This window comes from Desmospora activa DSM 45169, assembly GCF_003046315.1.
GTDB classification, from domain to species: Bacteria; Bacillota; Bacilli; order Thermoactinomycetales; family DSM-45169; genus Desmospora; species Desmospora activa.
The window spans coordinates 723,431-747,818 of sequence record NZ_PZZP01000001.1; the positions used below are offsets into that span (position 1 = coordinate 723,431).

General features: G+C 51.2%; 24 protein-coding genes, 2 pseudogenes and 1 other annotated feature. Of the genes and pseudogenes, 21 read left to right on the forward strand and 5 right to left on the reverse strand.

The window, feature by feature from the left end:
* The first annotated feature begins 331 nt into the window (after positions 1–331).
* From ilvB to leuB, 5 genes are all read left to right on the forward strand, one after another.
* Complete coding sequence (gene ilvB / locus C8J48_RS03515; protein ID WP_425430468.1) at positions 332–2,056, forward strand: biosynthetic-type acetolactate synthase large subunit; 1,725 nt, start codon at positions 332–334, stop codon at positions 2,054–2,056.
* On the forward strand, positions 2,053–2,553 hold the full coding sequence (gene ilvN, locus C8J48_RS03520) for an acetolactate synthase small subunit (RefSeq protein ID WP_107724978.1): 501 nt from the start codon (positions 2,053–2,055) through the stop codon (positions 2,551–2,553). Before ilvB ends, ilvN begins: the two co-directional genes overlap by 4 nt.
* Before the next feature lie 148 nt (positions 2,554–2,701).
* On the forward strand, positions 2,702–3,733 hold the full coding sequence (gene ilvC, locus C8J48_RS03525; RefSeq protein WP_107724979.1) for a ketol-acid reductoisomerase: 1,032 nt from the start codon (positions 2,702–2,704) through the stop codon (positions 3,731–3,733).
* A gap of 27 nt (positions 3,734–3,760) precedes the next feature.
* Complete coding sequence (locus C8J48_RS03530) at positions 3,761–5,308, forward strand: 2-isopropylmalate synthase (protein WP_107724980.1); 1,548 nt, start codon at positions 3,761–3,763, stop codon at positions 5,306–5,308.
* A gap of 22 nt (positions 5,309–5,330) precedes the next feature.
* Positions 5,331–6,443 carry a 3-isopropylmalate dehydrogenase gene (gene leuB, locus C8J48_RS03535; protein WP_107724981.1) on the forward strand — a complete coding sequence of 371 codons (1,113 nt, stop codon included), beginning with the start codon at positions 5,331–5,333 and terminating at the stop codon, positions 6,441–6,443.
* A gap of 201 nt (positions 6,444–6,644) precedes the next feature.
* On the opposite strand, the gene C8J48_RS03540 is transcribed toward leuB, so the two are convergent.
* Positions 6,645–7,070 carry a VOC family protein gene (locus C8J48_RS03540; protein WP_107724982.1) on the reverse strand — a complete coding sequence of 142 codons (426 nt, stop codon included), beginning with the start codon at positions 7,068–7,070 and terminating at the stop codon, positions 6,645–6,647.
* Between the two features lie 124 nt (positions 7,071–7,194).
* Between C8J48_RS03540 and C8J48_RS03545 the strand changes: the two genes are divergently transcribed.
* The 4 genes and pseudogenes from C8J48_RS03545 to C8J48_RS03560 all read left to right on the forward strand — a co-directional run.
* Positions 7,195–8,136, forward strand: a complete 942-nt coding sequence (locus tag C8J48_RS03545; RefSeq protein WP_107724983.1) for a helix-turn-helix transcriptional regulator — start codon at positions 7,195–7,197, stop codon at positions 8,134–8,136.
* Positions 8,137–8,290: 154 nt separating this feature from the next.
* On the forward strand, positions 8,291–9,457 hold the full coding sequence (locus tag C8J48_RS03550) for an MFS transporter (RefSeq protein WP_107724984.1): 1,167 nt from the start codon (positions 8,291–8,293) through the stop codon (positions 9,455–9,457).
* Between the two features lie 163 nt (positions 9,458–9,620).
* A complete protein-coding gene (locus tag C8J48_RS03555; protein ID WP_107724985.1) occupies positions 9,621–10,172 on the forward strand; it encodes a DJ-1/PfpI family protein in 552 nt (183 codons plus the stop codon).
* 415 nt (positions 10,173–10,587) lie between these two features.
* A pseudogene (locus C8J48_RS03560) lies at positions 10,588–10,671 on the forward strand (IS3 family transposase); the annotation flags it as partial.
* A 24-nt stretch (positions 10,672–10,695) separates the two neighbouring features.
* Here C8J48_RS03560 and C8J48_RS03565 read toward each other — a convergent pair.
* Positions 10,696–11,376, reverse strand: a complete 681-nt coding sequence (locus C8J48_RS03565) for a hypothetical protein (protein WP_107724986.1) — start codon at positions 11,374–11,376, stop codon at positions 10,696–10,698.
* An 87-nt stretch (positions 11,377–11,463) separates the two neighbouring features.
* Between C8J48_RS03565 and C8J48_RS18620 the strand changes: the two genes are divergently transcribed.
* Entirely contained in the window at positions 11,464–11,622 is a 159-nt protein-coding gene (locus C8J48_RS18620) for a hypothetical protein (protein WP_170105120.1), read from the forward strand.
* Between the two features lie 578 nt (positions 11,623–12,200).
* Here the strand turns inward: C8J48_RS18620 and thiE are convergent.
* Positions 12,201–12,863, reverse strand: a complete 663-nt coding sequence (thiE, locus tag C8J48_RS03575; RefSeq protein ID WP_281261185.1) for a thiamine phosphate synthase — start codon at positions 12,861–12,863, stop codon at positions 12,201–12,203.
* Positions 12,864–12,990: 127 nt separating this feature from the next.
* Positions 12,991–13,806, reverse strand: coding sequence for a bifunctional hydroxymethylpyrimidine kinase/phosphomethylpyrimidine kinase (gene thiD, locus C8J48_RS03580; protein WP_107727568.1), 816 nt, complete (start codon positions 13,804–13,806; stop codon positions 12,991–12,993).
* 324 nt (positions 13,807–14,130) lie between these two features.
* On the opposite strand from thiD, the gene C8J48_RS18625 reads away from it, so the two are divergent.
* Together C8J48_RS18625 and C8J48_RS03585 are read left to right on the forward strand one after the other, a co-directional pair.
* Positions 14,131–14,283 (forward strand): hypothetical protein, encoded by a 153-nt coding sequence (locus C8J48_RS18625; protein ID WP_170105122.1) that lies wholly within the window; start codon positions 14,131–14,133, stop codon positions 14,281–14,283.
* 60 nt (positions 14,284–14,343) lie between these two features.
* Positions 14,344–14,724: an Hsp20 family protein gene (locus tag C8J48_RS03585; RefSeq protein WP_107724987.1), complete on the forward strand. Its 381-nt coding sequence runs from the start codon at positions 14,344–14,346 to the stop codon at positions 14,722–14,724.
* A 110-nt stretch (positions 14,725–14,834) separates the two neighbouring features.
* Here C8J48_RS03585 and sspI read toward each other — a convergent pair whose 3' ends face one another.
* On the reverse strand, positions 14,835–15,074 hold the full coding sequence (gene sspI / locus C8J48_RS03590; protein ID WP_107724988.1) for a small acid-soluble spore protein SspI: 240 nt from the start codon (positions 15,072–15,074) through the stop codon (positions 14,835–14,837).
* 115 nt (positions 15,075–15,189) lie between these two features.
* Between sspI and C8J48_RS03595 the strand changes: the two genes are divergently transcribed.
* The 9 genes and pseudogenes from C8J48_RS03595 (at position 15,190) to sleB (ending at position 24,380) form a co-directional block, all read left to right on the forward strand.
* Positions 15,190–15,843 (forward strand): potassium channel family protein, encoded by a 654-nt coding sequence (locus C8J48_RS03595; protein WP_107724989.1) that lies wholly within the window; start codon positions 15,190–15,192, stop codon positions 15,841–15,843.
* 3 nt (positions 15,844–15,846) lie between these two features.
* A complete protein-coding gene (locus C8J48_RS03600) occupies positions 15,847–16,641 on the forward strand; it encodes a TrmH family RNA methyltransferase (RefSeq protein WP_107724990.1) in 795 nt (264 codons plus the stop codon).
* A 55-nt stretch (positions 16,642–16,696) separates the two neighbouring features.
* Positions 16,697–16,944 (forward strand) — a binding site (T-box leader).
* 45 nt (positions 16,945–16,989) lie between these two features.
* The gene (gene pheS / locus C8J48_RS03605) at positions 16,990–18,024 is read left to right on the forward strand and encodes a phenylalanine--tRNA ligase subunit alpha (RefSeq protein WP_107724991.1); all 1,035 of its coding nucleotides are present in this window, start codon (positions 16,990–16,992) and stop codon (positions 18,022–18,024) included.
* A gap of 18 nt (positions 18,025–18,042) precedes the next feature.
* Positions 18,043–20,463 (forward strand): phenylalanine--tRNA ligase subunit beta, encoded by a 2,421-nt coding sequence (pheT, locus tag C8J48_RS03610; RefSeq protein ID WP_107724992.1) that lies wholly within the window; start codon positions 18,043–18,045, stop codon positions 20,461–20,463.
* Between the two features lie 71 nt (positions 20,464–20,534).
* On the forward strand, positions 20,535–20,786 hold the full coding sequence (gene zapA, locus C8J48_RS03615) for a cell division protein ZapA (protein ID WP_107724993.1): 252 nt from the start codon (positions 20,535–20,537) through the stop codon (positions 20,784–20,786).
* Between the two features lie 18 nt (positions 20,787–20,804).
* Entirely contained in the window at positions 20,805–21,332 is a 528-nt protein-coding gene (locus tag C8J48_RS03620; RefSeq protein WP_107724994.1) for a CvpA family protein, read from the forward strand.
* Between the two features lie 217 nt (positions 21,333–21,549).
* Positions 21,550–23,274 carry a DNA polymerase/3'-5' exonuclease PolX gene (gene polX / locus C8J48_RS03630; protein WP_245891052.1) on the forward strand — a complete coding sequence of 575 codons (1,725 nt, stop codon included), beginning with the start codon at positions 21,550–21,552 and terminating at the stop codon, positions 23,272–23,274.
* A 248-nt stretch (positions 23,275–23,522) separates the two neighbouring features.
* A pseudogene (locus C8J48_RS19320) lies at positions 23,523–23,669 on the forward strand (peptidoglycan-binding domain-containing protein); the annotation flags it as partial.
* A 12-nt stretch (positions 23,670–23,681) separates the two neighbouring features.
* Positions 23,682–24,380, forward strand: coding sequence for a spore cortex-lytic enzyme (sleB, locus tag C8J48_RS03635; RefSeq protein WP_425430469.1), 699 nt, complete (start codon positions 23,682–23,684; stop codon positions 24,378–24,380).
* Positions 24,381–24,388 lie beyond the last annotated feature (8 nt).

A 24,388-nucleotide genomic window follows, 5' to 3' on the forward strand; every position in this document is an offset into this window, starting at 1 on the left:
CCATAAGATTTCACATCCCCGTGTAACAGAGAGCACTGGAGTGCTGAGACCAGAGCCGCGGAGTGAAGATCTTCTCACCTCGGAGCCGCGCGTCGAAAAGGAACTTCCTGACTAGAATGCGATCGGAGTCCCCGTTAAAGGACGGAGTACGGTGTATCCATAACCGTACTCACCAAGGCTATCGGTCGCGAGACCGATGGTGAATATTGGGTGGTACCGCGAATCCTTCGCCCCAATCAACGTGATTAGACCCGGAAATGGGCCTTATTTTCGTTGGGGGTGGAGGGTTTTTAACTTTTTATGAGGAGGGTGTGTCATGGTGTCGCAACCGATGGCGACAGTGGAACAGGGTGTGGATCAAGGCAAAGAGGCAAAAGAATACACAGGTTCAGAAATTTTGCTGCGCTGTCTGATCGAAGAGGGGGTTGAGGTGGCATTTGGTTACCCGGGGGGTGCGGTGCTTCCAATCTATGACTCGTTGTACAGTAGCCGTTTAAAACATTTGTTGGCCCGCCATGAGCAGGGAGCGATTCACGCTGCTGACGGCTATGCCCGGGCAACCGGCAAGGCGGGGGTCGTAATCGCCACCTCAGGACCCGGTGCTACCAATTTGGTGACAGGAATCGCTAACGCGCAGATGGATTCGATCCCTCTGGTATGTATCACCGGCAATGTGGCACAGCACCTGATCGGTACCGACGCCTTTCAAGAGGCGGATATTACCGGGATTACCATGCCGATTACCAAGCATAGTTACTTGGTGACCGATGTGCGTGACCTCCCGCGGGTGATCAAGGAAGCGTTCCACATTGCCACAACCGGTCGTCCCGGCCCGGTCTTGATCGATATTCCCAAGGATGTGAGTAATGCCAAAGCGACTTACTCTTATCCCGATTCTGTCTCCATCCGGGGTTATCAACCCCATGCCGACCCGCATCCGTTGCAAGTGCAGCGATTGCATCAAGCGATCGCCGAGGCGTCGCAGCCGGTCATCCTAGCTGGTGGCGGGGTGGTGACATCCGGAGCGGAAGAAGAGCTGATCGCCTTTGCGGAAAAAGCGGGAATCCCAGTTACAACGACGCTGATGGGTCTGGGCGGCTTTCCGGGACAGCATCCTTTATGGTTGGGAATGCCGGGAATGCACGGGACATACGCTGCCAACCACGCGCTGTTGGAGACTGATCTTTTGATCGGGGTGGGGGCCCGCTTCGATGACCGTGTCACCATGGGAAGGCTCGATAAATTCGCCACCGGCGCCAAAATCGTCCACATCGATATTGATCCGGCGGAGATCGGCAAAAATCTGGATGCTTATATCCCGCTGGTTGGCGATGTGAAAAAGGTGTTGGCCACAGCCATACCCGGCTTACGCCGCAGTTCTTCAGAGGCATGGATCAAGCAACTGGAAAAGTGGAAACAGGAGAAGCCATACAGTTTCAAAGATGCGGAAGATACGTTAAAACCACAATGGGTGATTCGTCATCTGCATGAGACGACCAAAGGCAAGGCGGTTGTGACGACGGATGTGGGGCAGCACCAGATGTGGGTTGCGCAATATTTTCCCTTCGCCCGTCCCCGCTCTTTTATCACCTCCGGCGGTCTGGGAACGATGGGTTTCGGCTTTCCTGCCGCATTAGGCGCTCAGGTCGCTTGTCCAGATGAAGTGGTGATCAGTGTAACCGGTGACGGCGGTTTCCAGATGACCAATCAGGAATTGGCAGTTGCAGCCATGGCCAATATACCGGTAAAAGTGGCCATTATCAATAACCATTGTTTAGGCATGGTGCGCCAATGGCAGGAAGTATTCTACCAGGAGCGTTACAGTGAAGTGGATCTGTCGGGCAGTCCCGACTTTGTCCGCCTGTCGGAAGCGTACGGTGTCAAGGCGTGGCGGGCAAAAACGAAACAGGAGGCAAGTGATGCTTGGAGAGAAGCGTTGGATCATCCGGGACCGGCGGTGATTGATTTTTGGGTGACGCCGGAAGAAAACGTCTACCCGATGGTGGCCCCCGGTACCGGTTTGGATGAAATGATTATGGGAGATGAGGCGGAATGAGACACGTGATTTCGGTGCTCGTCAACGATCAGCCCCGGGTGTTGGCCCGGGTGGCCAACCTTTTGGGGCGCCGGAATTTTAATATTGAAAGCATCAGTGTGGGAGAGTCAGAGGAAGAGGGTCTCTCGCGGATGGTCATTGTGACCCAAGGGGACGAACGCACGATGGAGCAGATCCAGAAACAGCTGCACAAATTGGTGGATGTAATCAAGGTGCAGGATCTGAGCGAATACGCCTCCGTCGAGCGAGAACTGTTGCTGGTGAAGGTGGGAGCCGCCCCTGCGACTCGGATGGAGATCAAAGGGATTGTGGAGCCCTTCCGGGCGGCGGTGGTGGATGTGGGTCCCAACAGCATGATGGTGCAGGCCACCGGTGAACGGGCGAAGCTGGATGCGCTGTTGGAGCTGTTGCGCCCCTACGGTATCAAAGAGATGGCACGTACTGGTGTGACAGCCTTGCCGCGCAGTGTAAACAAAGCAGCGGCGACAACATCATAAGCGAGTATCGAAGGAAAGAAAGTTTGCTCAAAGCATCCCCAAAGATATCGAGCAAGGCGCTATTTACCTCTCCACTTTAGAAGTGGGAGACTTCTGACGTAAAAAGGTTAGAAAATTGTATTCAACATGATCAGGGAGGAATGGAAACATGGCACAAGTATACTATGAAAAAGAGACTAATCAGGAAGTATTAAACGGAAAAACAGTAGCGGTGATCGGGTACGGCAGTCAGGGGCATGCCCAGGCTCAAAACTTGCGAGACAGCGGCATTCAAGTGGTGATTGGACTTCGTCCCGGCCGTTCCTGGGAGCAAGCGAAACAGGACGGATTTGAAGTATTGACCGTGGATGAAGCGGTGAAACGTGCTGATGTGGTGCAGCTGTTGATGCCGGATGAGGTGCAGGCACGGGTTTATCAAGCACAGGTGGCACCCAATCTAAAACCGGGATCGGCCCTCTTTTTCTCCCACGGTTTCAACATCCACTTCGGTCAAATTGAGCCGCCAGCAGATGTGGATGTGGTCTTGATTGCGCCAAAGGGGCCAGGTCATTTGGTGCGACGGGTATTTGTAGAAGGGTTTGGCGTTCCCGCTCTAATCGCCGTTCACCAGGATGCTTCCGGGCAAGCGAAACAACTGGGATTGGCGTATGCTTGGGGAATTGGCGGCACCCGTGCCGGTGTGATTGAGACTACGTTTAAGGAAGAGACGGAAACCGACCTCTTCGGTGAGCAAGCTGTTTTATGCGGTGGGGTGAGCCAGTTGGTCAAACAAGGGTTTGAGACTTTGACGGATGCCGGTTATCAACCGGAAGTGGCTTACTTTGAGTGTCTACACGAATTAAAACTGATCGTTGACTTGATGTATGAAGAAGGATTGGCCGGTATGCGTTACTCCATCAGTGATACAGCGGAGTACGGCGATTATGTCAGCGGCAAACGCGTGGTGGGAGAAGCTTCCCGCAAGGCGATGCAAGAAGTGCTGGCAGATATCCAGGACGGCACCTTCGCCAAGCGCTGGATCGCGGAAAATGAAGCGGGACGCAAAGAGTTTAACCGTATCCGTGAAGAAGAAGCGACCCATTCATTGGAGACAGTCGGTAAGAAACTGCGCCAAACGATGGCGTGGATCGATAAGGACGAGAAGAATAAAGTGACGGATCCAACCGCGGTTCAATCCTGAATAAATTTGATAAGGGAGGGTGCAATCATGCGAAGGGTTCAATTTTTTGATACCACCTTGCGGGACGGTGAGCAGTCCCCGGGAGTAAATCTGAGTGCGGAGGAAAAGGTGACGATCGCCCTTCAGCTGGAGAAGCTCGGTATTCATGTGATCGAGGCCGGTTTTGCAGCGTCCTCCCAGGGAGATCAGGAAGCGGTGCGACAGGTGGGGGAGCGCGTCAAAAACGCCACCGTCGTCAGCTTGGCACGAGCGGTTTCGGGCGATATCGAAAAAGCGTGGACAGCTTTGAAGAGTGCAGAGGCACCAGGGATTCATATCTTTTTGGCGACATCGCCGATCCACCGTCGCTATAAGCTAAATATGAGTCAAGAGGAAGTATTGGAGCGGGCGGAAGCAGCCGTGCGATTGGCGAAACAGTACTTCCCGGTTGTGGAGTTTTCAACAGAGGACGGCGGACGGACCGAGTTGGATTTCTTGTGCCGAGTGGGGGAGCGGGTGATCGCCGCCGGCGCAGATGTCCTCAATATTCCCGACACTGTCGGCTATATGACACCCCAGGAGTACGGAAATATCTTTCGCCATTTAAAGGAAAATGTAAAAGGCATTGAAAAAGTACGGCTATCCGCTCATTGTCACGATGATTTAGGTTTGGCGGTGGCCAACTCCCTTGCCGCCATTGAGGCTGGTGCCGATCAGGTGGAAGGAACGATCAACGGTATCGGCGAACGGGCGGGCAACACGGCTTTAGAAGAGGTAGCGGTAGCCTTATCCACCCGTAATGAGTGTTACGGAGTGGAAACTGGGATCAATCTAAAAGAGATTACCCGTACCAGCCGTCTCGTTAGCAAAATGACAGGGATGTTGGTTCCAGGCAATAAAGCGGTGGTAGGAGCCAACGCCTTTGCCCATGAGTCGGGCATCCATCAAGACGGTATGCTGAAAAACAGCGCTACCTATGAAATTATGAAGCCGGAGAGTATCGGCCAGGACGGAACCCAGTTGATTCTGGGGAAACATTCGGGGCGTCACGCTTTTCGCGATAAACTGACCGCCCTTGGCTACTCCTTTGATGATCAGCAGTTAAATCAATTATTTGTTCGCTTCAAGGAAATGACCGACCGCAAAAAGACGATTGAAGACGATGATCTAGTATCGTTGGTGGAAGAACGGCTAGGAGATGGAGAAGAGATCTTTGAATTTGATGCGATTCAGCTTTCTTACGGCAATCATTCACTACCGACCGCCTCGCTACGCCTGATGGATCACCGTCATAACCGTATGGTGGAGGAAGCGGCGTGTGGCAGCGGATCCGTCGATGCTATTTTCCATGCGATCGATCGGGCGACTGGAGAGCCGATGGAGTTGACGGATTATAAAATCGTCTCTGTCACCCATGGCAAGGATTCTCTGGGAGAAGTATATGTAAAATTGAAGCGAAACGGGACAGAAGTACAAGGTAGGGGCGTCAGTACGGATGTGTTGGAAGCGAGCGCCCGCGCCTATATCCACGCGGTGAACCGTATCCTACAACGGGCAGCAAAACAACCAAAAGCGGAAGCCGTACACACTTCCTAATCGATGACGAGGAGGCGCAACGATGGCCACTGACAAACATATCGCGGTTCTGCCCGGAGATGGCATCGGGCCGGAAATCGTGGATGAAGGGGTGAAAGTGATAAAAGCGGTGGGTGACCGCTTTAACTACAACTTTCACTTTTCCTTCAACCTGGTGGGAGGCTGTGCGATCGACGAGCTGCAGCAGCCCCTGCCGGAGGATACGCTAAAACAATGTCGCAAGGCGGATGCCGTGCTTTTGGGAGCGGTGGGAGGCCCGCGCTGGGATCGGAATCCTGCGCATCTGCGCCCGGAAAACGCTTTGCTCGGATTGCGCAAAGAGCTGGGGTTATACGCCAACCTGCGTCCGGCTATTTTATATCCAGGGTTAGAGGGCAGTTCCAGCTTAAAAGCAGAAGTGTTGAAAGGAGTAGACTTGTTGGTGGTGCGGGAGTTAACCGGTGGGCTCTACTTCGGAGACAAATCGACGGAGCAGACGGACACCGGGCTAAAAGCGACCGATACTCTCGTCTATCATGAGCATGAAATCGAACGGATCGTTCATCGCGCCTTCCAGCTGGCCCAAGGCAGAAAGAAGCATGTTACCTCTGTCGATAAGGCCAATGTTCTGGAAAGCTCCCGCCTGTGGCGCAGTGTGGTGGAACGTATCGCCAAAGAGTATCCGGATATTGAAGTGGAGCATATGTTGGTGGACAACTGTGCGATGCAGATGGTGCGCCGCCCGGCTGACTTTGATGTGATTGTGACCGAGAACTTATTTGGCGATATTTTAAGCGATGAGGCAGCGATCCTGACTGGGTCCATCGGCATGTTGCCTTCAGCCAGCTTGGGTGAAGGAACGTTTGGCTTATATGAACCGGTTCACGGCTCAGCACCAGATATTGCCGGCCAAGGGTTGGCCAATCCGGTTGCTACGATTCTGTCGGTTGCGATGATGTTCCGACATTCCTTTGAAAATGAGGAAGTAGCCACAATCATTGAAAGGGCGGTAGAGAGCGTGTTAGCGTCGGGAGCACGTACTGCAGATGTGGCGGCAGCGGGAGAATCAGCCCTCTCCTCAAAAGAGATGGGGGATCGAATTGTGGAAGCGATCCTACATCAGGCAGATTCCACAGCTTCGATGGGCACACGATAAACAGGTGATGGTTTTAGTTGAATCTAGTGATAAAAATAGAAGGGGCCTCGCCCCAATTTGTCATTAATCTTAGGAGGGGGAGCTCCCCTTCTTCTTTTTTTGGGGGTTTAGGACCATTCCTCGAACTAGGAATCTCGGGTTCTGCCGTAGCTATGGGTGTTCACAACTTCTGAGCCTGTCTATTTTCCACATTGCCGAGAATTAACTTCTTTTCGTGAATATTTGAAACGTAACTCCAAACTGGTCCGTTACCATTCCATATGCAGGACTGAAATAGATGGGCTGTAGCGGCAAAAGAACTTTGCCATTTGGTCGTAATGCTTCATAAATTTGCTCCGCTTTTGTCTTGTCCTCTACGGTTATACAAATGTTGACTTGATCTCCGCGCTCCAGCGGCTGGTCAGGAGACGAATCACTGACAAACAGTTCAGCTTCGCCAACAACTAGCACGGAATGAGCGATTCTTTTTTTTGCTTCTTCTGTCATTGGCGGATTACTCTCTTCCTCTGGAGCGTCTCCAAACGTCTGCTTAAACACGACTTGCGCGCCGAGCGCCTGCTCGTAAAATCGAATTGCTTCGTTCGCATTGCCATTGAGCATAATAAAAGGGGTGAATTGTAAAGCCATTTTCCTTCAACTCCTTACGTGTCATTATTGTTTTGTGCTGGACTTGTATTTCATTGTATCCGATGATAGTGACAACTATTGTCATAGTTAGAATAAGCTTTTTCTGGTGCTAGGAGCGGTACGGATGTCTAAAACGAAACGACTCATGGAATTGATTGTCGCGGTTAATCGCAAACGCCAATTTACGGTGAAAGAACTTGCCCGCGAATTTGGCGTTTCTCCCAGAACGATTCTTCGCGACTTGCAGGAATTGAGCGAGCTTGGCGTTCCCCTGTATTCGGAAGTCGGCCCCCATGGCGGATACCGGATTTTGAAAGAACGGCTCTTGCCCCCGATCGCCTTTACGGAGCAGGAGGCTGTAGCAGTGTTTTTCGCTGTGCAGGCCTTGCGACATTATTCTTCTCTTCCGTTTGAAACGGAAACTTCGACGGCATTGAATAAGTTTTACAATTTTGTACCGGAAGATGTGCGCGATCGTATTGATCAGATGCGAGACCGGGTGGACTTTGTAACACCGGTCCGGAAAACGCAGTCTCCTCACCTGTCCGTTTTGCTTGATGCGGCCGTCCGACAAAACGTGCTGCTCATCGATTATGAATCGCGGCGGCAACGAATGAAGCGAGAAGTCCAACCGATCGGGATTTACACCCGGAATGGATTGTGGTACTGCCCAGCCTATTGTTTTCTCCACAAGTGTTTTCGCTTGTTCCGTTGCGATCGGATTCATTCAGTCGATCCGTCTGCTTCCAAGCCGCTCGATTTGCGCCAGGTTCATCTGGGTAACAAGGAGTTATTTCGCCCTAAAGAAGATTGCGTATACGTATTTGCTGAACTGACCGAAGAAGGTGTGGAAAGATGCGAGGTCGAACCTTGGCCGGTTCCGCGGCTTCATGTTCGCAGTGATGGTACCGGATGGCTTGAAGGAGATATTGCAAAGAAGGACATCCCGTTTTTTGCTTCATTCTTTGTCGGTCTCGGGAAGGAAGCGACGGTACAGCAACCGAAGGAATTACGTTCGGCGATCAGGCATCTGCTTTCCGAATTGACGATTCGCTACGCGGACTAATCCTCCTTTTTTGTGATACGATAAAAATAAAAAATGAAAGCGAGTGAACGCTCTTGCATCCGATATGAGCGTATTGAGCCACGAGAGGAACTGCTCGTGGCCCCCCTCTCCTTTTCGATATCGTGTATACCATTATCGGAAGGGATGAGTGGTTTTGGGCGACGAGCAAAAGGAAAGGCGTCTGTTTCGCCTGATTTGGTGGTCCAGCTTTTGTTGGTCCTTCGGTTTGGCAATGTATCAGGGTGTCATCGGTAAATATGCTATTGACCATTTTCAGCTGTCACCATTGGCGTATGGATGGTTGGACAGTGTGCGGGAATGGCCAGGATTATGCTTAGTGATCCTGTTGGCGCTGTTGTCGCGGTTATCGATGCGTTGGCTGTGGGTGTGCAGCCTTCTTTTGACGGCAGTGGGGCTGTGGTTGCATGCTTGGTCGCTTCCGTTTTTGGGGCTGTTGGGGATCACCCTTCTTACCAGCACCGGTGTTCATGTGGGGGCGGTGGTGCGGGATACATTGACGATGGCATGGGCCAAACCCACTGTACGAGCCCGCCGCTTGGGCCAGATGGCCAGCGGCAGTGCAGCGGCGGGATTGTTGGGGTTGGGGGCGGTTGCACTCCTCAGTGGAACCCTCCCACTAAAGGTTCAACTGGTGATCGCCGGTTGCTGGTCTGTGGGTGGGGCGATTTTTGTGATTCCGTTGCAGCAAAAACAGGATGATGAGGGTTTGCTGAGGAGAGGTTTATTATTTCGGTGGCGGTATCGATCCTATTATGGCTTAGCCTTGTTGTCCGCATTACGGGAAATGGTGACCCTCACCTTTGCCGTGTTTCTGTTGTTACGAGACATAGGATGGACAGAACGAGAGTTGGCACTGTTGTTGGCGGGTCATGGTCTCCTGGCCGTAATCCTTCGTCCATGGGTTGGTGCCTGGATCGACCGAGTAGGTGAAGCGAAGGCGTTGGCCGTTAACTATGCAGTGGTGACGGTCTTGTTTCTCGGATATGGTTGGGTTCGTGAAGCTTGGGTATTGGCGCTCATTTTTGTGATGGATCACTTATTGACCGCCTTGGATGAAATCGCGCTATCCACCTATGTATCCAAATGGGTTCAACAGGACGAATGGGCTGCGACATTAGCGATGGGAAGCACCATTGCTCACGCCTTTGCTGTGTTGATGCCGCTGGTAGGTGGGATGCTGTGGCTGACGCTAGGCGCAACGGCTCCTTTTCTCCTGGGGGCGACGGTGACCGTGATCGCCTGCGCTGTTTGCGTGAGGTTGACTCATCGTGGAGGGAACACGGTGAATTCAAAGGATTGATTGATCTTGCCCGCGGGTATAGAAAAATGGCAACGATCGCGTGGGAGAACAGAATCTGGCAACCAGAGGGATTGATCTTACCAATAAGGGGTTTAACCGTTTCAAAAACCGGAAATAGTTCGACTGGAAGCCAATGAGATAAAATCGGATGGAGGGCTGTTCAATGGCAAAAGTATTAATTATGACCGGAGATGCCGTGGAAGCCTTGGAAGTGTTTTACCCTTACTATCGCTTGCTCGAAGAAGGGCATGAAGCGGTGATTGCGGCTCCCTCAAAGAAAAAGCTACAAACCGTTGTGCACGATTTTGAGCCGGCGATGGAAACTTTTACCGAGAAATGGGCGTACGGTTTGGATGCCCATTCTTCCTTTGATGAAGTGAATCCCGCTGAATTTGATGGCTTGATTATCCCTGGTGGACGTGCACCTGAGCATATTCGTCTCCATGAAAAAGCCCCTGAGCTGATTCGCCATTTCTTCCAAGAAAACAAGCCTGTCGGTGCGATCTGTCATGCAGCGCTAGTTTTCGCCGTCGTACCAGATGTGGTCAAAGGTAGAGAATTGACTGCTTTTACCGCCTGCCGACCGGAAGTGGAAAGCTATGGCGCTGCCTATATCTCGGAACCGCTTCATGTCGAGGGCAACCTAGTATCAGGCCATGCCTGGCCAGATCTGCCTGGCTTTATGAAAGAGTTTTTTGTGTTGCTCAATCGTTGATAGATGAACCTCTCTCACCTGAAGAGGCGGGATTCTTACTGTCAGACTCTAGAAGCGCTCGAATATAGAAGGATTTACCTTCCAAACTCGATCAAAGGGATCGGTAAGTCCTACTGGGTTCCTAAGCAACATGCGGCTGCATATCTCTCAAGTAATAAGAAAGCCACTCCGTGATGATATTATCCTCTTTAGGTAAACAGTAAGAAAGTCGCTTACTGTTTACTTGGAGGGGATTTTACTATGAGAAAAATTCGTAATATGTATCCAAGAGAGCTAAAGGAAAAAGCGGTGAAGATGTATTTAGAAGGAGACGGGGCTATCAATCGATGTATTTATCCGTTATTTATGATCTGTTCAACAATGAAGTAGTTGACTACCAAATCAGTAAGCGGAATGATTTACGCCTCGTGCCGCCGTTAATCAATACATGCATTTCTACAACCATGATCGTTTCCAAAGCCGGTTCAATCACTTGAGCCCGGTAGATTACCGGGCTTAAGCAGTTTAATAGTTGTGGCTTCTTTTAAAAATCAAATTTTGCTCTTTGCACCGAGACGTTCCCTGTTGCATGAAGTCGAACGTCAAGATACCCATGATATGTCGCGCCGACGTTACCATAGCTCTGCGAATATTTCCCTTTTCCTTTTACTTCCCACACAGCCCCAGAAAGTTTATCAAGCCTTGAGGTATCCGAAGCGGAATACGGAGGAAGAGCTTTGGCGTCAACATTATATGTAGCACCCTTGATAACTACTAGAGAAGAATTTGAACTTTTCTTCCCATATGTGAACGTTCCAGAGTTCACCAAATCCCAACGAACACCTACCCACTCATCAAAGGATATTGTTTTCTTCCAAGACTTGGTTCCTAACGCTTCAAGAACTTCTTCACTTTCAATTGTTACTTTTCCGAAGAGATTGGAATTTCCGTTGACAGGAACAGTTACTTTATATTCAGATCCCTGTGCCTGATACTCAGACCTCTGCGCTTCATCTTTTTCTAAAGCTTTTTCCAGTGCTTTATTAATATTTCCTAAATAATCCTCCTTCGAAAGAGGTTCCTTCCCTTGGGATCGTAAGATTTCGTTTGATTTAGCCACTGCTTGTTCAAAAGTTTGAGGTTCCCCTTCAGCATAGGCCGGAACTGATGGTATGATAGTGATTCCCATAACAAGAACGGTAACAACAGCAAGAATTTTTTTCATATATTCCCCTCCATAGGACTGAATTACAAGAAACTAAAATGATATAATAGATAGAGGGAATTGTAAATAAAAAAAGGGGATGTTTTTATGGACGATAATGAAGAAAAAAACAAGAATGAAGAAAAAGGCAAGAAGGATTCTTTCGATAAACTAATTGACTTTTCTAGTGACATCGTAATTAAGGCTATTGTGATAACAGTCATCCTTGTAGCCGTAGCTTTAACGTTCACCTTTTTAAGGAGTTGAACAAAAAGGCCCCGCCATTAGGCGGCGCTTTTTTATTGTGGTGTGCCCGTCATGGGCACGCTCTCTAGGGTGAAAATCCCGAGCGACGAAGGCAGCAGTTGATGAGTCTGCCATACAAGACAAAGTCCATGCTGCCAAAGGGCAGGGAGCGTAAATGAGGCGGGTGGATAGAGGGGGAAAGAGCGTGTCCTTACCCGGGGCTCTTAAGCTTCCTATTAGTCAACATTCTCCCGGATGATCTGGACAAAGAACCGGAACGAAGAGACTTGCGCTTTGTTCGCTACGTCGATGACTTCCAAATCTACGAGAAAAAGCTTCCGCGCCGGAGTGCGAGTGAAAGCATGCATCAACCGCTTTCTGGAACGGAAGCAAAAACTTTAGGTTAACCGGGAGAAAAGCGCAATAGACCGCCCCTGGCGGCGATCCTTTCTGGGGTTTTCCTTCTACCGTGGAAAACAAACCGGAATCCGGCTGGCTTGTTGTTTTGTGTCAATCGAGATAAACCGCCGTATACCGATCGGTACGTACGGTGGTGTGAGAGGACGGGCTAGCCGCCCTCTCCTACTCGATATCGCTTGTTATACAATCGTATGATTTTGCTCTTCTATCACCTGACGCAACTTCATCGCCGATCGCCGTGGAGACTCTGCCGCTGTGATGGCGGAAATGACGGCGATGCCCGCAGCCCCGGCGGCGATGACACTGCCGGCATTGGCTGCATTGATACCGCCGATGCCGACGATTGGCAACCCCTGTTCATTGGAGCGGCGGATGTGGCTAATCGTTTCGGGACCGATTGGATCACCGGCGTCTGCCTTTGATCGGGTGGAGAAAAGGGCTCCCACCCCGATATAATCAGCACCTGCCTGGATGGCTTTATCAGCTTCGCTCTCATTTTCACAGGAGACGCCTACAATCGCCTCTGTTCCCATCAAACGGCGAACCTGAACGGCTGGCAGATCCTCTTGGCCTACATGGATTCCATCAGCACCCAAAACCATCGCTAAATCAACGCGATCGTTTACGATAAACGGGATGGAGGAGCGCTGACAGATTTCTTTTAATCGTTTTCCTAAAAAAACGGTTTCCGACATGGTGAGGGTGGATCCCTTTTCGCGAAATTGAAACAGGGTGATTCCGCCGGCGATGGCTTCTTTTAATACCCAAACGGGGTCACGGCCGTTACAGTCTTGACTTCCCATAATCATATAGAGCCGTAGTTGGGATGGGGAAAAGGGCAATGGTGAAACCTCCCATCTGATCTGGATCGCAATCCGGTGATTGGTAAGGGAAATACCGGTCTCTTGGATCTTCCCGCTGCCAACCCCGCATTTGCATCCTATGCCTTGGTGGCGGGTTCCATACCCGTCAGTGGTGACTTTCAGTCACAGTCAGGTGGCGGTAGGCAAAGTGATTGGTAGGACCGTGACCCTGTCCGATATTCAACGGGTGACGGATCGCTTCCGTGATATACGCTTTGGCCACTCTAACCGCTTCCAGCAAGGAGTGTCCTTTAGCCAGCTCGGCGGTGATGGCTGCGGAAAACGTGCAGCCGGTTCCATGGGTGTGGCGAGTGTGTAAGCGGGGGGCGGTAAATACGTGAAAATTTCCGCCGTCGTACAAGAGATCGTCAGCTTGGTTTCCTTGTAGATGTCCCCCTTTGATGATAACGGCATCCGCTCCCATATCCGTCAAGCGGCGGGCGGCATCTTTTCTTTTTTCGTCCGTATCCAAGGATTCTCCCACCAAGATTTCAGCTTCGGGTAAATTGGGAGTGATCAGGTGGGATAACGGGAGTAAAATCCGTTTCAATGCATGGCGAGCCGCTTCTTCCAACAGGGATGATCCGCTCTTGGCCACCATGACAGGGTCGATGACCAGGGGGTGGATACGGTGCTTTTTCACCTGAGCGGCGACGGCTTCCATGATGGAGGTGCTGGCGATCATGCCTGTTTTGGCCGCGTCGATGCCGATATCGGTCGCCACGGCTTCCATTTGCCGAGTGACCGCTTCTTCTGAACACTCGTATATCCCGGTCACACCCTGGGTGTTTTGAGCGGTGATGGCGGTAATGGCGCTCATTCCATATACATGTCGTTCCTGAAATGTTTTTAAATCCGCTTGAATACCGGCGCCTCCGCCACTGTCGGAACCGGCGATGGTTAGCGCTCGCGGGATAGACATATCCTTTTCCTCCTCTGCTTCAAAACAAAAAACACCGCCGGGCATACCAACGGCGGTGCGATCCTTTTTCGGTCGCAATTGATCTTCCTCCCTCCGCTGGCATTACCCAGATCAGGTTGACGGTCGGAGGCAGGTCAGCCACCCTCTCAGCCCGGTCTTCCGAGCTCCCGTTTCGGTTAGTTATCTACATCCTATCGAAAGAAGCGAGAACCTGTCAATCTACTTACGCCATGATTCTGGCGTTATACGGGCTGCTGTCCACACCGCTTCCGTTGTCACTACATAGAGTGAAAAGGAGTGAATCGTGTCCAAGGAGGTTTCACAATGAAAACGAAAAACGCCAGCGGATATTTTGGCGGCTTCGGAGGCGGTTGGTGGTGGATCGCCATTGCGGCGATTATCGTGATCATCCTGCTCATTTTCTTCGGCTTCTTCCTATTCTGGGGCGGTGGAGGTTTTTACGGTCCGTATTATTGACCGCTAAGGTGCATCTTCCGCTTGGAAGATGCACCTTTTTGTGGGAAAGGGGGAGACAGGATGGGATGGTTAAAACCGTGGTTTGAACAAGCAATGCAAGAAGGTTGGAATGAATTAATTCAGGAGCTGGAGGAGTTAAGGGCGGAATTTCCGATTCCCTCCTTGCAAAAAACGATGCGTGACGAAGGAGAATTTTTGGTTGTGGAAGTGGTGGTGCCAGGGTGGAGTCGGCGCCATACCGTCGATGTAAGGGTAGAAGGAAATGTTTTGTTGATATCCGGCGTATTTATGGAAAAAACACCTGCTGTTGCCCACCAGGAAACCACTTTTTCCATGACACAATGGTTGCCGATGCCGGTGGATGAATCGCGGCTACAGACGGATATCAAACCCGGCGGTAGGTTGATTGTGACTATCCCGAAGCGGCAAGGCAAAAAATAAAATCGATCAGGGTACCATCCATCCCCCTCTTGGGGTTTTTTCTTTTTTTCTCCACAAAAAAGGCCATGCCTCCAGATGGGCATCGCCTCCTGCTGCTGATCACATATCCCTTAAGAAGGAGAGAGGGGAGCTTGGGCCTGTTCACGCGGCATATTGTCGTGCAAGGTGCCGATTAGGTCGTCTCTCTTTGTCTGATCGCAGTTTTCCCAGATCACTTCAAATAGGACCCCCAATCCCGGCAGCAATTTTTCTTCTCCACGTTCGATTGAGTCATTCACCATATTTTGAAGCTCTTCCGGACTCATATCTTGGATGTTGTGAATAACGGCACCTCGGATCGGAAAATTCATGTGAAATCCCTCCTTTCTTTCGTATTGTGACCGCAAATGGACGCCTTATCCGTGAAGGAGAAAATTTGTGGTATAATAAGCGCACCACGATATGTGTCGGAGCAAGGAGGATGGCATGAATAAACAATTCGCAGTCATCGGTCTGGGTCGGTTTGGCGGTAGTGTCGCCAAAACGTTGCATGATATGGGGTACGAGGTGATGGCGATCGACAACGATCCACAACGGGTTCAAGATTTTGCCCAGATCGTCACCCATGCAGTGGAAGCAGATTCCACCGATGAAAACGCGCTCAAGGCGCTGGGAATACGCAATTTTGACGTCGTAGTTGTCTCCATTGGGGAAGATATTCAATCTAGTATTATGACGACGCTGATTCTGCAGGAATTGGGCGTAAAAAAAGTGGTGGTAAAGGCTCGCAACGATCTCCATGGAAAAGTACTGTATAAGATTGGTGCCCATAAAGTGGTATATCCGGAGCGCGATATGGGGGTACGGGTGGTTCATAACCTGATTTCACCCAATATCCTCGACTATATCGAACTGGCTGATGATTACAGCATCATCGAAATCAGCGCCGGAGAATTTTTTGCCGAAAAAACATTGGAAAAGCTAGATATTCGCGCACAGTTCGGGTGCAACGTCATGGCCATTAAGAGCGGGCGGCGCATCAATATCGCCCCCTTGGCAGATGATGTGATTCACAAAGGCGACATCTTGGTCGTTATTGGTCACAATAACGATCTTAAAAAGCTGGAGGAAAAAGCGTAAGCCATGGAGATTCGAACGATCAGCTCAGCCCGCAACGAAAAAGTGAAGCGGTGGCGCAAGTTGGGGACGCGTAAAGGGCGGGATGAATACCGCAGCATGATGATCGAGGGAGAGAAGCTTCTACGAGAGGCGTTGGATGCTGACCTGGATATCCGCTCGATCCTTGTCTCGGAGGAGGGTACAGCGGTATTGGAACAGTTTCCTGAGCTACGGGAACTACCGGTGTACTGTTTGTATCCGTCCGTATTTACCGGGCTAGTGGATACCCAGTCTCCACAAGGGATCGCCGCTGAGGTTTCCATTCCCCGGCATACGGCTCCCTATCATCCTCCTGAGCGGGCACAAGTGTTGCTATTGGATACGATTCAAGATCCCGGCAACCTGGGAGCGATTCTGCGAACGGCGGAAGCGGCGGGAATCCGTGATATTTGGTTGGGAAACGGAACAGTCGATCCATTTAATCCTAAAGTGGTACGCTCAGCCATGGGCTCCCTATTTCGAGCTCACCTTCACCAAGGGGATTTGGTTGATGTGATTCCCGATTTGAAGAAGATGGGCTTTCTCATCGTCAGTGCGGACCCCAAAGGAGAGCGGGATCATTTTGAGTTTTCGATTCCGGAGCGAACGGCTTTACTTTTAGGCAATGAAGGGCATGGGATTCATCCTGAGCTGCAGTCCCTCACCGATGAACGGGTGCGGATTCCGATGCCGGGAAAAGTGGATTCTCTCAATGTAGCCGTCACCGCAGGGATTTTGCTGTATGAATGGGTACGGCAGAAACAAGACGGAAACGGTTGAGACAACCGTTGCAACGGATGACAATTTCATTTATACTAGATGCAAACTTTTTCGATCCAATGCTATGAAGGAGAAAAGTACCGCAACTACGGCCTGACAGGGAGGGAACGTCGCGACTGGAAGCGTACCCGAGGAACCGATTGTGGGAAGTTCGCTCTGGAGCTGACTCCTGAACCCTTCGGTGGAAAGGCTGTAAGGAGATCCCGGTGGAAAACCGTTACTATTCGTGAAAGCGGGATACCTGCGGATATTGGTCCGTTGGGTGTTCAACAAGGGTGGTACCACGAATCTCTCGTCCCTCGGACGCGGGATTTTTTGTTTTTTACGAGATGAAGGAGGAATGACGGGATGCATGTACGCCTGGAAGCATTGAAGAAGGAAGCACAATCCCTAATTGCGGCAGCGGGGAGTCCAGAAGAGCTAAAACAGCTGCGGGTAAAATATCTAGGCAAAAAAGGGGAGTTAACTGCTGTTTTGCGGGGGATGAAAGATCTCAGCCCGGAGGAGCGTCCGGTGGTGGGAAGCTTGGCCAATGAAGTTCGCTCTCAATTGGAGCAATGGATGGAAACAAAAGAGCGGGAATTGAGTGAGTCGTTGTTGGAAGCCCGCTTAAAAACAGAGGCGGTAGATGTGACTCTACCGGCGGTTTCGCGTCCGCAGGGGGGAATCCACCCTTTGAGTGCCGTGATCGAAGAGATAGAGGATATTTTTATCGGTATGGGTTTTACAGTGGCGGAAGGACCGGAAGTGGAACTGGATTCCTACAACTTTGAAGCGTTAAATATCCCCAAGGATCATCCGGCCCGGGATATGCAGGATTCCTTCTATATCACGCCGGAGATTCTTTTGCGTACTCACACATCCCCCGTCCAGGTAAGGACGATGGAGGAGCGGGAGGGGCAAGTGCCGGTCAAGGTGATCTGCCCCGGTAAAGTGTACCGCCGTGACAACGACGACGCCACCCACTCCCATCAGTTTACACAAGTGGAAGGTTTGGTGGTGGACAGAGGGATTGCCATGAGTGAGTTACACGGCATTTTGCAGGAGTTTGCCCAAAAGTTATTTGACATGACGTTGGATACACGCCTGCGCCCCAGCTACTTCCCCTTTACCGAACCCAGTGTGGAGATGGACATCTCCTGTGTCCAATGCGGCGGTAGCGGGTGCCGCATGTGTAAACAGACGGGCTGGATTGAAATTTTGGGGGCGGGAATGGTACACCCGCGTGTATTGAAGGGAGCCGGATACGATTCGGAACGATATACCGGGTTTGCGTTTGGAATGGGTCCGGAACGGATCGCTCTACTAAAATACGGGATTGACGATATCCGGCAATTTTACACCAACGACCTTAAGTTTTTACGCCAATTTCAAACGCTTTAAGCAAAGGGGGATCTCGTGATGCGGGTATCATATCAATGGTTGCAACAATATGTGGATCTAGACGGGGTGACGCCGCAAGAGTTGGCGGAAGCGCTGACCCGGGGCGGTATTGAGGTGGATATCGTAGAAGCGCGGAACGATGGGTTATCCAAAGTGGCTGTCGGTCTGGTGGAAAGTGTGGAGCCCCATCCGGACGCCGATAAATTGCGGGTTTGTCAGGTTGACGTCGGTAAAGAGGAGAAGCTGACGATTGTATGTGGAGCTGCCAATGTGACAGCCGGACAAAAAGTACCAGTTGCGCTGCATAAGGCTACGTTGCCTGGTGGGATTAAAATCAAAAAATCGAAGCTGCGTGGCATAGCCTCCCAAGGGATGATCTGCTCAGCCCAAGAATTGGGGCTGCCGGCAAAGCTGTTGCCCAAATGGCAACAGGACGGCATCTTGGTGCTGCCGGAAGAGGCGGGTATCGGTCAGTCAGTGGATACTATATTGGATCTGGACGACCATGTGTTGGAACTGGATTTGACGCCTAACCGTTCCGATTGCCTCAGCATGATTGGTGTCGCCTATGAAGTGGCGGCGGTATTGGATCGGAAGCTTACCTTGCCGGAAGTACCGGAGGCGCAGGCAAGGACAGAAGTTGATGTAGAGATTGTATTGGAGACCGAGGAAGATTGCGGCTTATATGGAGCACAGGTATTGGCAGGCATTCAGATCGGCCCTTCGCCGCAATGGCTACAAAATCGTCTTTTGGCGGCAGGAATCCGTCCCATCAACAATGTCGTCGATATAACCAACTATGTGATGCTAGAGTGGGGGCAACCCCTACACGCTTTTGATTATGATCGCTTAAGCGGGGATGAGGTTGTGGTGCGACGGGCTCGTACCGGTGAGACGATCACCACCTTGGACGGTATCACCCGTGCCTGTGACGATGAGACGCTGCTGATCACCGATGGTGACAAGCCGATCGGCATTGCCGGGGTGATGGGCGGAGAAAACTCAGAAGTGGGAGAGGGTACCACCCGTATCCTGCTGGAGTCTGCTTGGTTTTCCCCTACTTCTGTGCGGCGGACGGCGCGGAAGCTGGGACTTCGGTCCGAAGCCAGCACCCGTTTTGAAAAGGGAGTCGATCCTACGGGAATCCGCACAGCCCTTAAGCGGGCGGTACAATTGTTGATTGAGCTGGCCGGTGCGCGCCCGGTTTCCCCTATCACTGTGGAACAGCTGGCGGATATCGATGATGTGGTCATTTCTTTACGACATCAACGCTTAAATGGCATGCTTGGGGTGAAGATCGAGAAAGCGGCGGTTGTGGATATTTTCCGACGCCTCGATTTTCCAGTGAAAGAGGAAGAGGGAACTTACCAGGTGGAGGTACCCTCTCGCCGCTCCGATATCTCCATTGAAGTAGATTTAATTGAAGAAGTGGCCCGTTTATACGGATATGACCGTATCCCCAAAACGCTGCCTTGGGGGCAACAATCGCCGGGAGCGTTGACGCCGGAACAACGCTTACGCCGCGTCGTTCGTCAGACGTTGCGCCACACGGGGCTGTTTGAAGTGATCAATTACAGCTTAACTTCCCGCCAGCGTCTACAGGAATTGGAGAACCGCACCGAAGACGCCCGGCCTATCCGCCTGCATCTGCCGATGAGTGATGAGCGCAAATGGCTTCGCACCACGTTGCTGCCGCAACTGGTGGAAACGGCGGAATACAATGTTCACCGGGGAGAGGAACGGGTAGCGCTGTTTGAGCTGAGTCGTGTCTTTCTCACCGAGGAGAAAAAACTGACCAAACTGCCGGAAGAGCGCTGGATGGTAGCCGGATTGGTAACGGGTGCTAAAACCCTTCCCCATTGGGCTGGATCGGCTGAGCCCTGGGACTTTTTTGCGACAAAAGGCTTAGTGGAAGGCTTGTTGCAGCGGCTTGGTGTCGATGGGGTGCAATACCGAGCCGCGGAGTTAGCGGGATATCACCCCGGTCGCACAGCTATCCTCCAGTTGGGTGAAAAGGAAATTGGCGTGGTGGGGCAACTTCATCCTCGCATTGCCGAACAACATGACTTGGCTGAAACCTATGTGTTTGAATTGGAATTGGGGCCATTGCTAGAAGCGGCAATCAACCGTAACGTGCGCTTCTCTCCGCTGCCCAAATATCCTGCAACCACCCGCGATCTCGCTCTGGTGGTGGATAAAGAGATACCCGCCCGCGAGCTTACCGCTGCTATCCATAAATCCGGCGGAAAATGGTTGGAGCGTATCCAGTTGTTTGATGTGTTTACCGGTGAGAAAATCGGGGAAGGAAAAAAGAGCGTGGCATATTCTTTGCACTATCGTTCTGAAGAGCAAACTTTGACCGATGAAGAGGTGAACGAGGTGCATCATGGCATTGTTCGCTATCTGGAAATCCATTTTGGTGCTGTTCTTCGTAGTTAGGAGGATGGTGGGAAACCGGTAGCGAATGTTAGAGGGGAACCGGCCCCTGTGGCGTTAGGGAGGCACAAATAATGAGTAAAAACAGACAGTCGGTTGAAATTTACGGTCAAATCTACAATATCGTCGGTAAAGCCAGCCCTGCCTATGTACGGGATATCGCCCGGCAAGTGGATGAGAGCATGCGCAACATTGCCCAAACCAATTCTCGTTTGGATACGACCAAACTGGCGGTGCTTTCGGCTGTCAATATGACGGATGCCTATATGAAAATAAAACAAGAACATGAGGAGATCCTGCATCTCATCGAAGATGAACAACCATAAGTATAAGGATGGATACTCATGAATTGGATGGATTTCATTATTGTACTGTTGTTGGTTGGAGCGTTGATTCAAGGTTATCGTAAAGGTTTGATCAAAGAGGCTTTCTCACTGTTGGGCGTGATTGTCGCGCTATATCTGGCGTGGAAATTTAGCGGCGCGTTGGCAGAATCCTTGGCGGGCATCATCCCGTTGCCGGATTCTTTCAGCGAAGGATTGTTGGGGTTATTGCCGATTGAACAAGCGTTGTACACCCTGTTGGCGTTTTTCCTCATCTTTGTGATTGTGCGCATCTTGCTCCGCTTTTTATCGGCGGCGTTGGCACAACTGGTCAAAATTCCGGTGTTGGCTCAAGTCAATGGAGTGGGAGGCGCCGCCCTCGGCTTTCTAAAGGCGTTTCTGATCATTTTGGTCACCGTCAATCTATTGGCTCTCCTACCGTGGAAATCGGGACAGGAGGTTGTAGCGGGCTCTGGTCTCAGCCAGGGAATGCTGGAGCTAACCCCAGATTGGCAGTTGCAAAAGGGAGAAACGGATAACGCTAAATGATCCTGCCCGTCTCTGTATTAACAAACCATCATAAAAGAAAAAGGGGGACGATTTCCGGTGTCGCGCCCGTTGACCTCATCGTTGAAAGGGAAAGCGGCGTGAAGACGGAAATCGGGACCCAGGCTCACTTTGTCATCATGCTGTCGCCCCCCTTATGGGGGCTTTTTCCTTTGCCGGGGTATCCTGATGAAGAAGAGTACATGAGGAGCGAATGTCGATGATCAGTGTCCATGTTGCCGTCGTACTGAAGCAATTGGCGGATATGATGGAACTCAAAGGTGAAAATCCTTTTAAAGTAAACGCCTATCGGCGGGCGGCCCGGGCGGTGGAAAATAGCCGTACACCCCTTGATTCATTGAAGGGGCCGGAGGAATTACCCGGTATTGGAAAGGGAACGGCTGCGGTTATTCGTGAGATTATGACGACAGGCCGATCAGAACAATTGGAGAAGATAAAAAGCCAATTACCATCGGGTTTGCCGGAGCTTTTAACTATTCCCGGGCTAGGGCCCAAGTCGATTCATGTATTGTACCGGGAATTGGGCATTACCGGTGTGGATGAGTTGCAGCAGGCGGTAGAAGCCGGGCGTGTTCGCCATTTGTCTGGGTTTGGTGAAAAAAAGGAGCGCAATCTGGCGGAAGGGATTCGCCAGCGAAATAAACGGCCACAACGCATCTTGCTGGTACAGGCATTACCCTTGGCGGAACGATTGCAGGAGAGAATTGAGAAAATCCCGCATGTAAAGCGGGTTGAGCCAGCAGGAAGTTTGCGGCGGAGAAAAGAGACGGTAAAAGATCTCGATTTTGTGGTGGCGACGGAGCAGCCCCGGCAAGTGGCGGAAGCGATTACAGCCATCCCGGAAGTTACCAAAGTCGTCAACCATGGTGAAACCAAGGTAAGCATCCTTATCGAGATGGAACTAGTAATCCCGGTGGATATCCGTTTGGTCCGTCCGCAGCAATTTGTATCTGCTCTTCATCATTTTACCGGTTCCAAAGAGCACAATGTCCGCATTCGTCAACGGGCGAAAGAGTTGGGTTGGAAGGTGAGTGAGTATGGCATCCATGAACCCGCAACAGACCGAGATTTTACTTTTCAGGATGAGCAAGAGATGTTTGTTAAGCTGGGACTCCCCTATATGGAGCCGGAGATACGGGAGGATCGGGGCGAAATGGATGTGCCAGCGGAACGGTTGCCGCGGTTGTTGCAGCGAAACGAGTATCGCGGCGATCTTCATCTGCATACCCGCTGGAGCGATGGGATCGCCACCGTTGAAGAGATGGCGGTTGCCGCTAAAAAACGGGGTTATTCCTATATCGCCATTACGGATCATTCACAGTTTTTAAAGGTGGCGGGCGGGTTGACGGCGGATGATTTAAAGCGACAACGGGAAGAGATCGATCGTGTCAATGAAAAGATAGCAGGTATTACCGTATTGGCAGGGGTAGAAATGGATATCTTGCCGGATGGGCGCTTAGACTACCCGGACGATGTCTTACAAGAGTTGGATGTGGTGATTGCCTCAATTCACAGCGGCTTTCAGCAAGAGAAAGCGCGTTTAACTCGTCGCATTATCGGTGCGATGGAAAATCCCTATGTTCATATTATCGCCCATCCGACCGGTCGTTTGATCAACCGACGGGAGCCGTATGCCCTCGATCTGGATGAGGTCTTTCAAACGGCCAAAGAGACTGGGACAATATTGGAACTAAATGCAAACCCGTTCCGCCTTGATCTGAACGAACAATATCTTAAACGGGGAAAGGAGGAATTTGGTCTTACTTTTTCCATCAATACAGATGCCCACTCCCCTGAGACGTTGTCCCATATAGGGATGGGGCTCGCCATTGCTCGCCGGGGTTGGTTAGAGGCAGATGATGTGATTAATACGTATTCCTTGGAACAGTTACAAGAGCGCTTAGCACAAAAATGGGGAGGTTAGAACACGCCAAAATGAATAGAGGATAGAATTGCAGGGATACTAACGGCAGAAGACTTCCAACCTGGAAAGAAAAGAAAGGTTGAATGGGCATGAACAAGCGACTTCTGCTGTTATTTTGTTCAGTGACTGTGTTGTCGGCAAGTTTGGCAGCGAATATTCCCCCCGTTGATGCGGTACAAGCGGAGATGGTGGCGGAAAAGGCGACTGCTGCTGCACCGGCCGTCCTCCAAAGAGGGTCCACGGGTGGAATGGTATCGGAATTGCAGGGGCGCCTGAAGTACCTTGGTTTTTACAAAGGAGATATCGACGGGACGTTTGGGTACAAAACGCACCGCGCGGTGCGGCGGTTTCAGCTCCAATTTGGCCTAAATGTCGACGGCAAGGTAGGAACCCGTACCAAAAAAGTAATTTGGGATGCCTCCAAAACATGGGCTCCGGGGGTTAGTAACCGAATTTACCACCAAGGCGATAAGGGTGGATATGTATGGGAACTACAGCGTCGATTGCGGTTTATCGGTTATTACGCCGGTAAGATCAACGGTTCTTTTGACAAGCAGACGGATCGAGCCGTTCGCGATTTTCAATACCGGTTTGGATTGAAAGTGGACGGATTGGCGGGTGCACGGACAAAACTAAAACTGTGGCGAGCCACCCGCCACATGGCTGCTCCTCAACAACGGGCGAAAGCCCCAGCGCCGGCGATTACTCAGGCAAAACCGATGAAACAGGTTCCGCGCTCCAACGCAGGTCTGTCGCAACAAGACATCCAAATCATTTCCCAGGCTGTCCACGCGGAGGCACGAGGGGAAACGTATGTGGGGCAGGTGGCGGTGGCCGCTGTCATCTTGAATCGGTTGCAGAGTGAAAAGTTTCCCAACAGCCCCTCCGCCATCATCTATGAGCCGTTGGCCTTTGAAGCGGTAGCGGACGGACAGATCAATATGCAACCCAACCAGCAGGCCCGGAAAGCGGTATACGATGCATTAAACGGATGGGATCCCAGTGACGGGGCGACGTACTATTTTAACCCGGTAACTGCCACCTCCGACTGGATCTGGGGCCGTCCCCAAATCAAACAAATCGGTAAACATGTCTTTACACGATAAAGATTCGA

Coding starts and splice junctions, on each gene's coding strand:
- ilvB (WP_425430468.1), top strand. CDS start 332: ATGGCGACAGTGGAACAGGGTGTGGATCAAGGCAAAGAGGCAAAAGAA.
- ilvN (WP_107724978.1), top strand. CDS start 2,053: ATGAGACACGTGATTTCGGTGCTCGTCAACGATCAGCCCCGGGTGTTG.
- ilvC (WP_107724979.1), top strand. CDS start 2,702: ATGGCACAAGTATACTATGAAAAAGAGACTAATCAGGAAGTATTAAAC.
- C8J48_RS03530 (WP_107724980.1), top strand. CDS start 3,761: ATGCGAAGGGTTCAATTTTTTGATACCACCTTGCGGGACGGTGAGCAG.
- leuB (WP_107724981.1), top strand. CDS start 5,331: ATGGCCACTGACAAACATATCGCGGTTCTGCCCGGAGATGGCATCGGG.
- C8J48_RS03540 (WP_107724982.1), bottom strand. CDS start 7,070: ATGGCTTTACAATTCACCCCTTTTATTATGCTCAATGGCAATGCGAAC.
- C8J48_RS03545 (WP_107724983.1), top strand. CDS start 7,195: ATGTCTAAAACGAAACGACTCATGGAATTGATTGTCGCGGTTAATCGC.
- C8J48_RS03555 (WP_107724985.1), top strand. CDS start 9,621: ATGGCAAAAGTATTAATTATGACCGGAGATGCCGTGGAAGCCTTGGAA.
- C8J48_RS03565 (WP_107724986.1), bottom strand. CDS start 11,376: ATGAAAAAAATTCTTGCTGTTGTTACCGTTCTTGTTATGGGAATCACT.
- C8J48_RS18620 (WP_170105120.1), top strand. CDS start 11,464: ATGGACGATAATGAAGAAAAAAACAAGAATGAAGAAAAAGGCAAGAAG.
- thiD (WP_107727568.1), bottom strand. CDS start 13,806: ATGTCTATCCCGCGAGCGCTAACCATCGCCGGTTCCGACAGTGGCGGA.
- C8J48_RS18625 (WP_170105122.1), top strand. CDS start 14,131: ATGAAAACGAAAAACGCCAGCGGATATTTTGGCGGCTTCGGAGGCGGT.
- C8J48_RS03585 (WP_107724987.1), top strand. CDS start 14,344: ATGGGATGGTTAAAACCGTGGTTTGAACAAGCAATGCAAGAAGGTTGG.
- sspI (WP_107724988.1), bottom strand. CDS start 15,074: ATGAATTTTCCGATCCGAGGTGCCGTTATTCACAACATCCAAGATATG.
- C8J48_RS03595 (WP_107724989.1), top strand. CDS start 15,190: ATGAATAAACAATTCGCAGTCATCGGTCTGGGTCGGTTTGGCGGTAGT.
- C8J48_RS03600 (WP_107724990.1), top strand. CDS start 15,847: ATGGAGATTCGAACGATCAGCTCAGCCCGCAACGAAAAAGTGAAGCGG.
- pheS (WP_107724991.1), top strand. CDS start 16,990: ATGCATGTACGCCTGGAAGCATTGAAGAAGGAAGCACAATCCCTAATT.
- pheT (WP_107724992.1), top strand. CDS start 18,043: ATGCGGGTATCATATCAATGGTTGCAACAATATGTGGATCTAGACGGG.
- zapA (WP_107724993.1), top strand. CDS start 20,535: ATGAGTAAAAACAGACAGTCGGTTGAAATTTACGGTCAAATCTACAAT.
- C8J48_RS03620 (WP_107724994.1), top strand. CDS start 20,805: ATGAATTGGATGGATTTCATTATTGTACTGTTGTTGGTTGGAGCGTTG.
- polX (WP_245891052.1), top strand. CDS start 21,550: ATGATCAGTGTCCATGTTGCCGTCGTACTGAAGCAATTGGCGGATATG.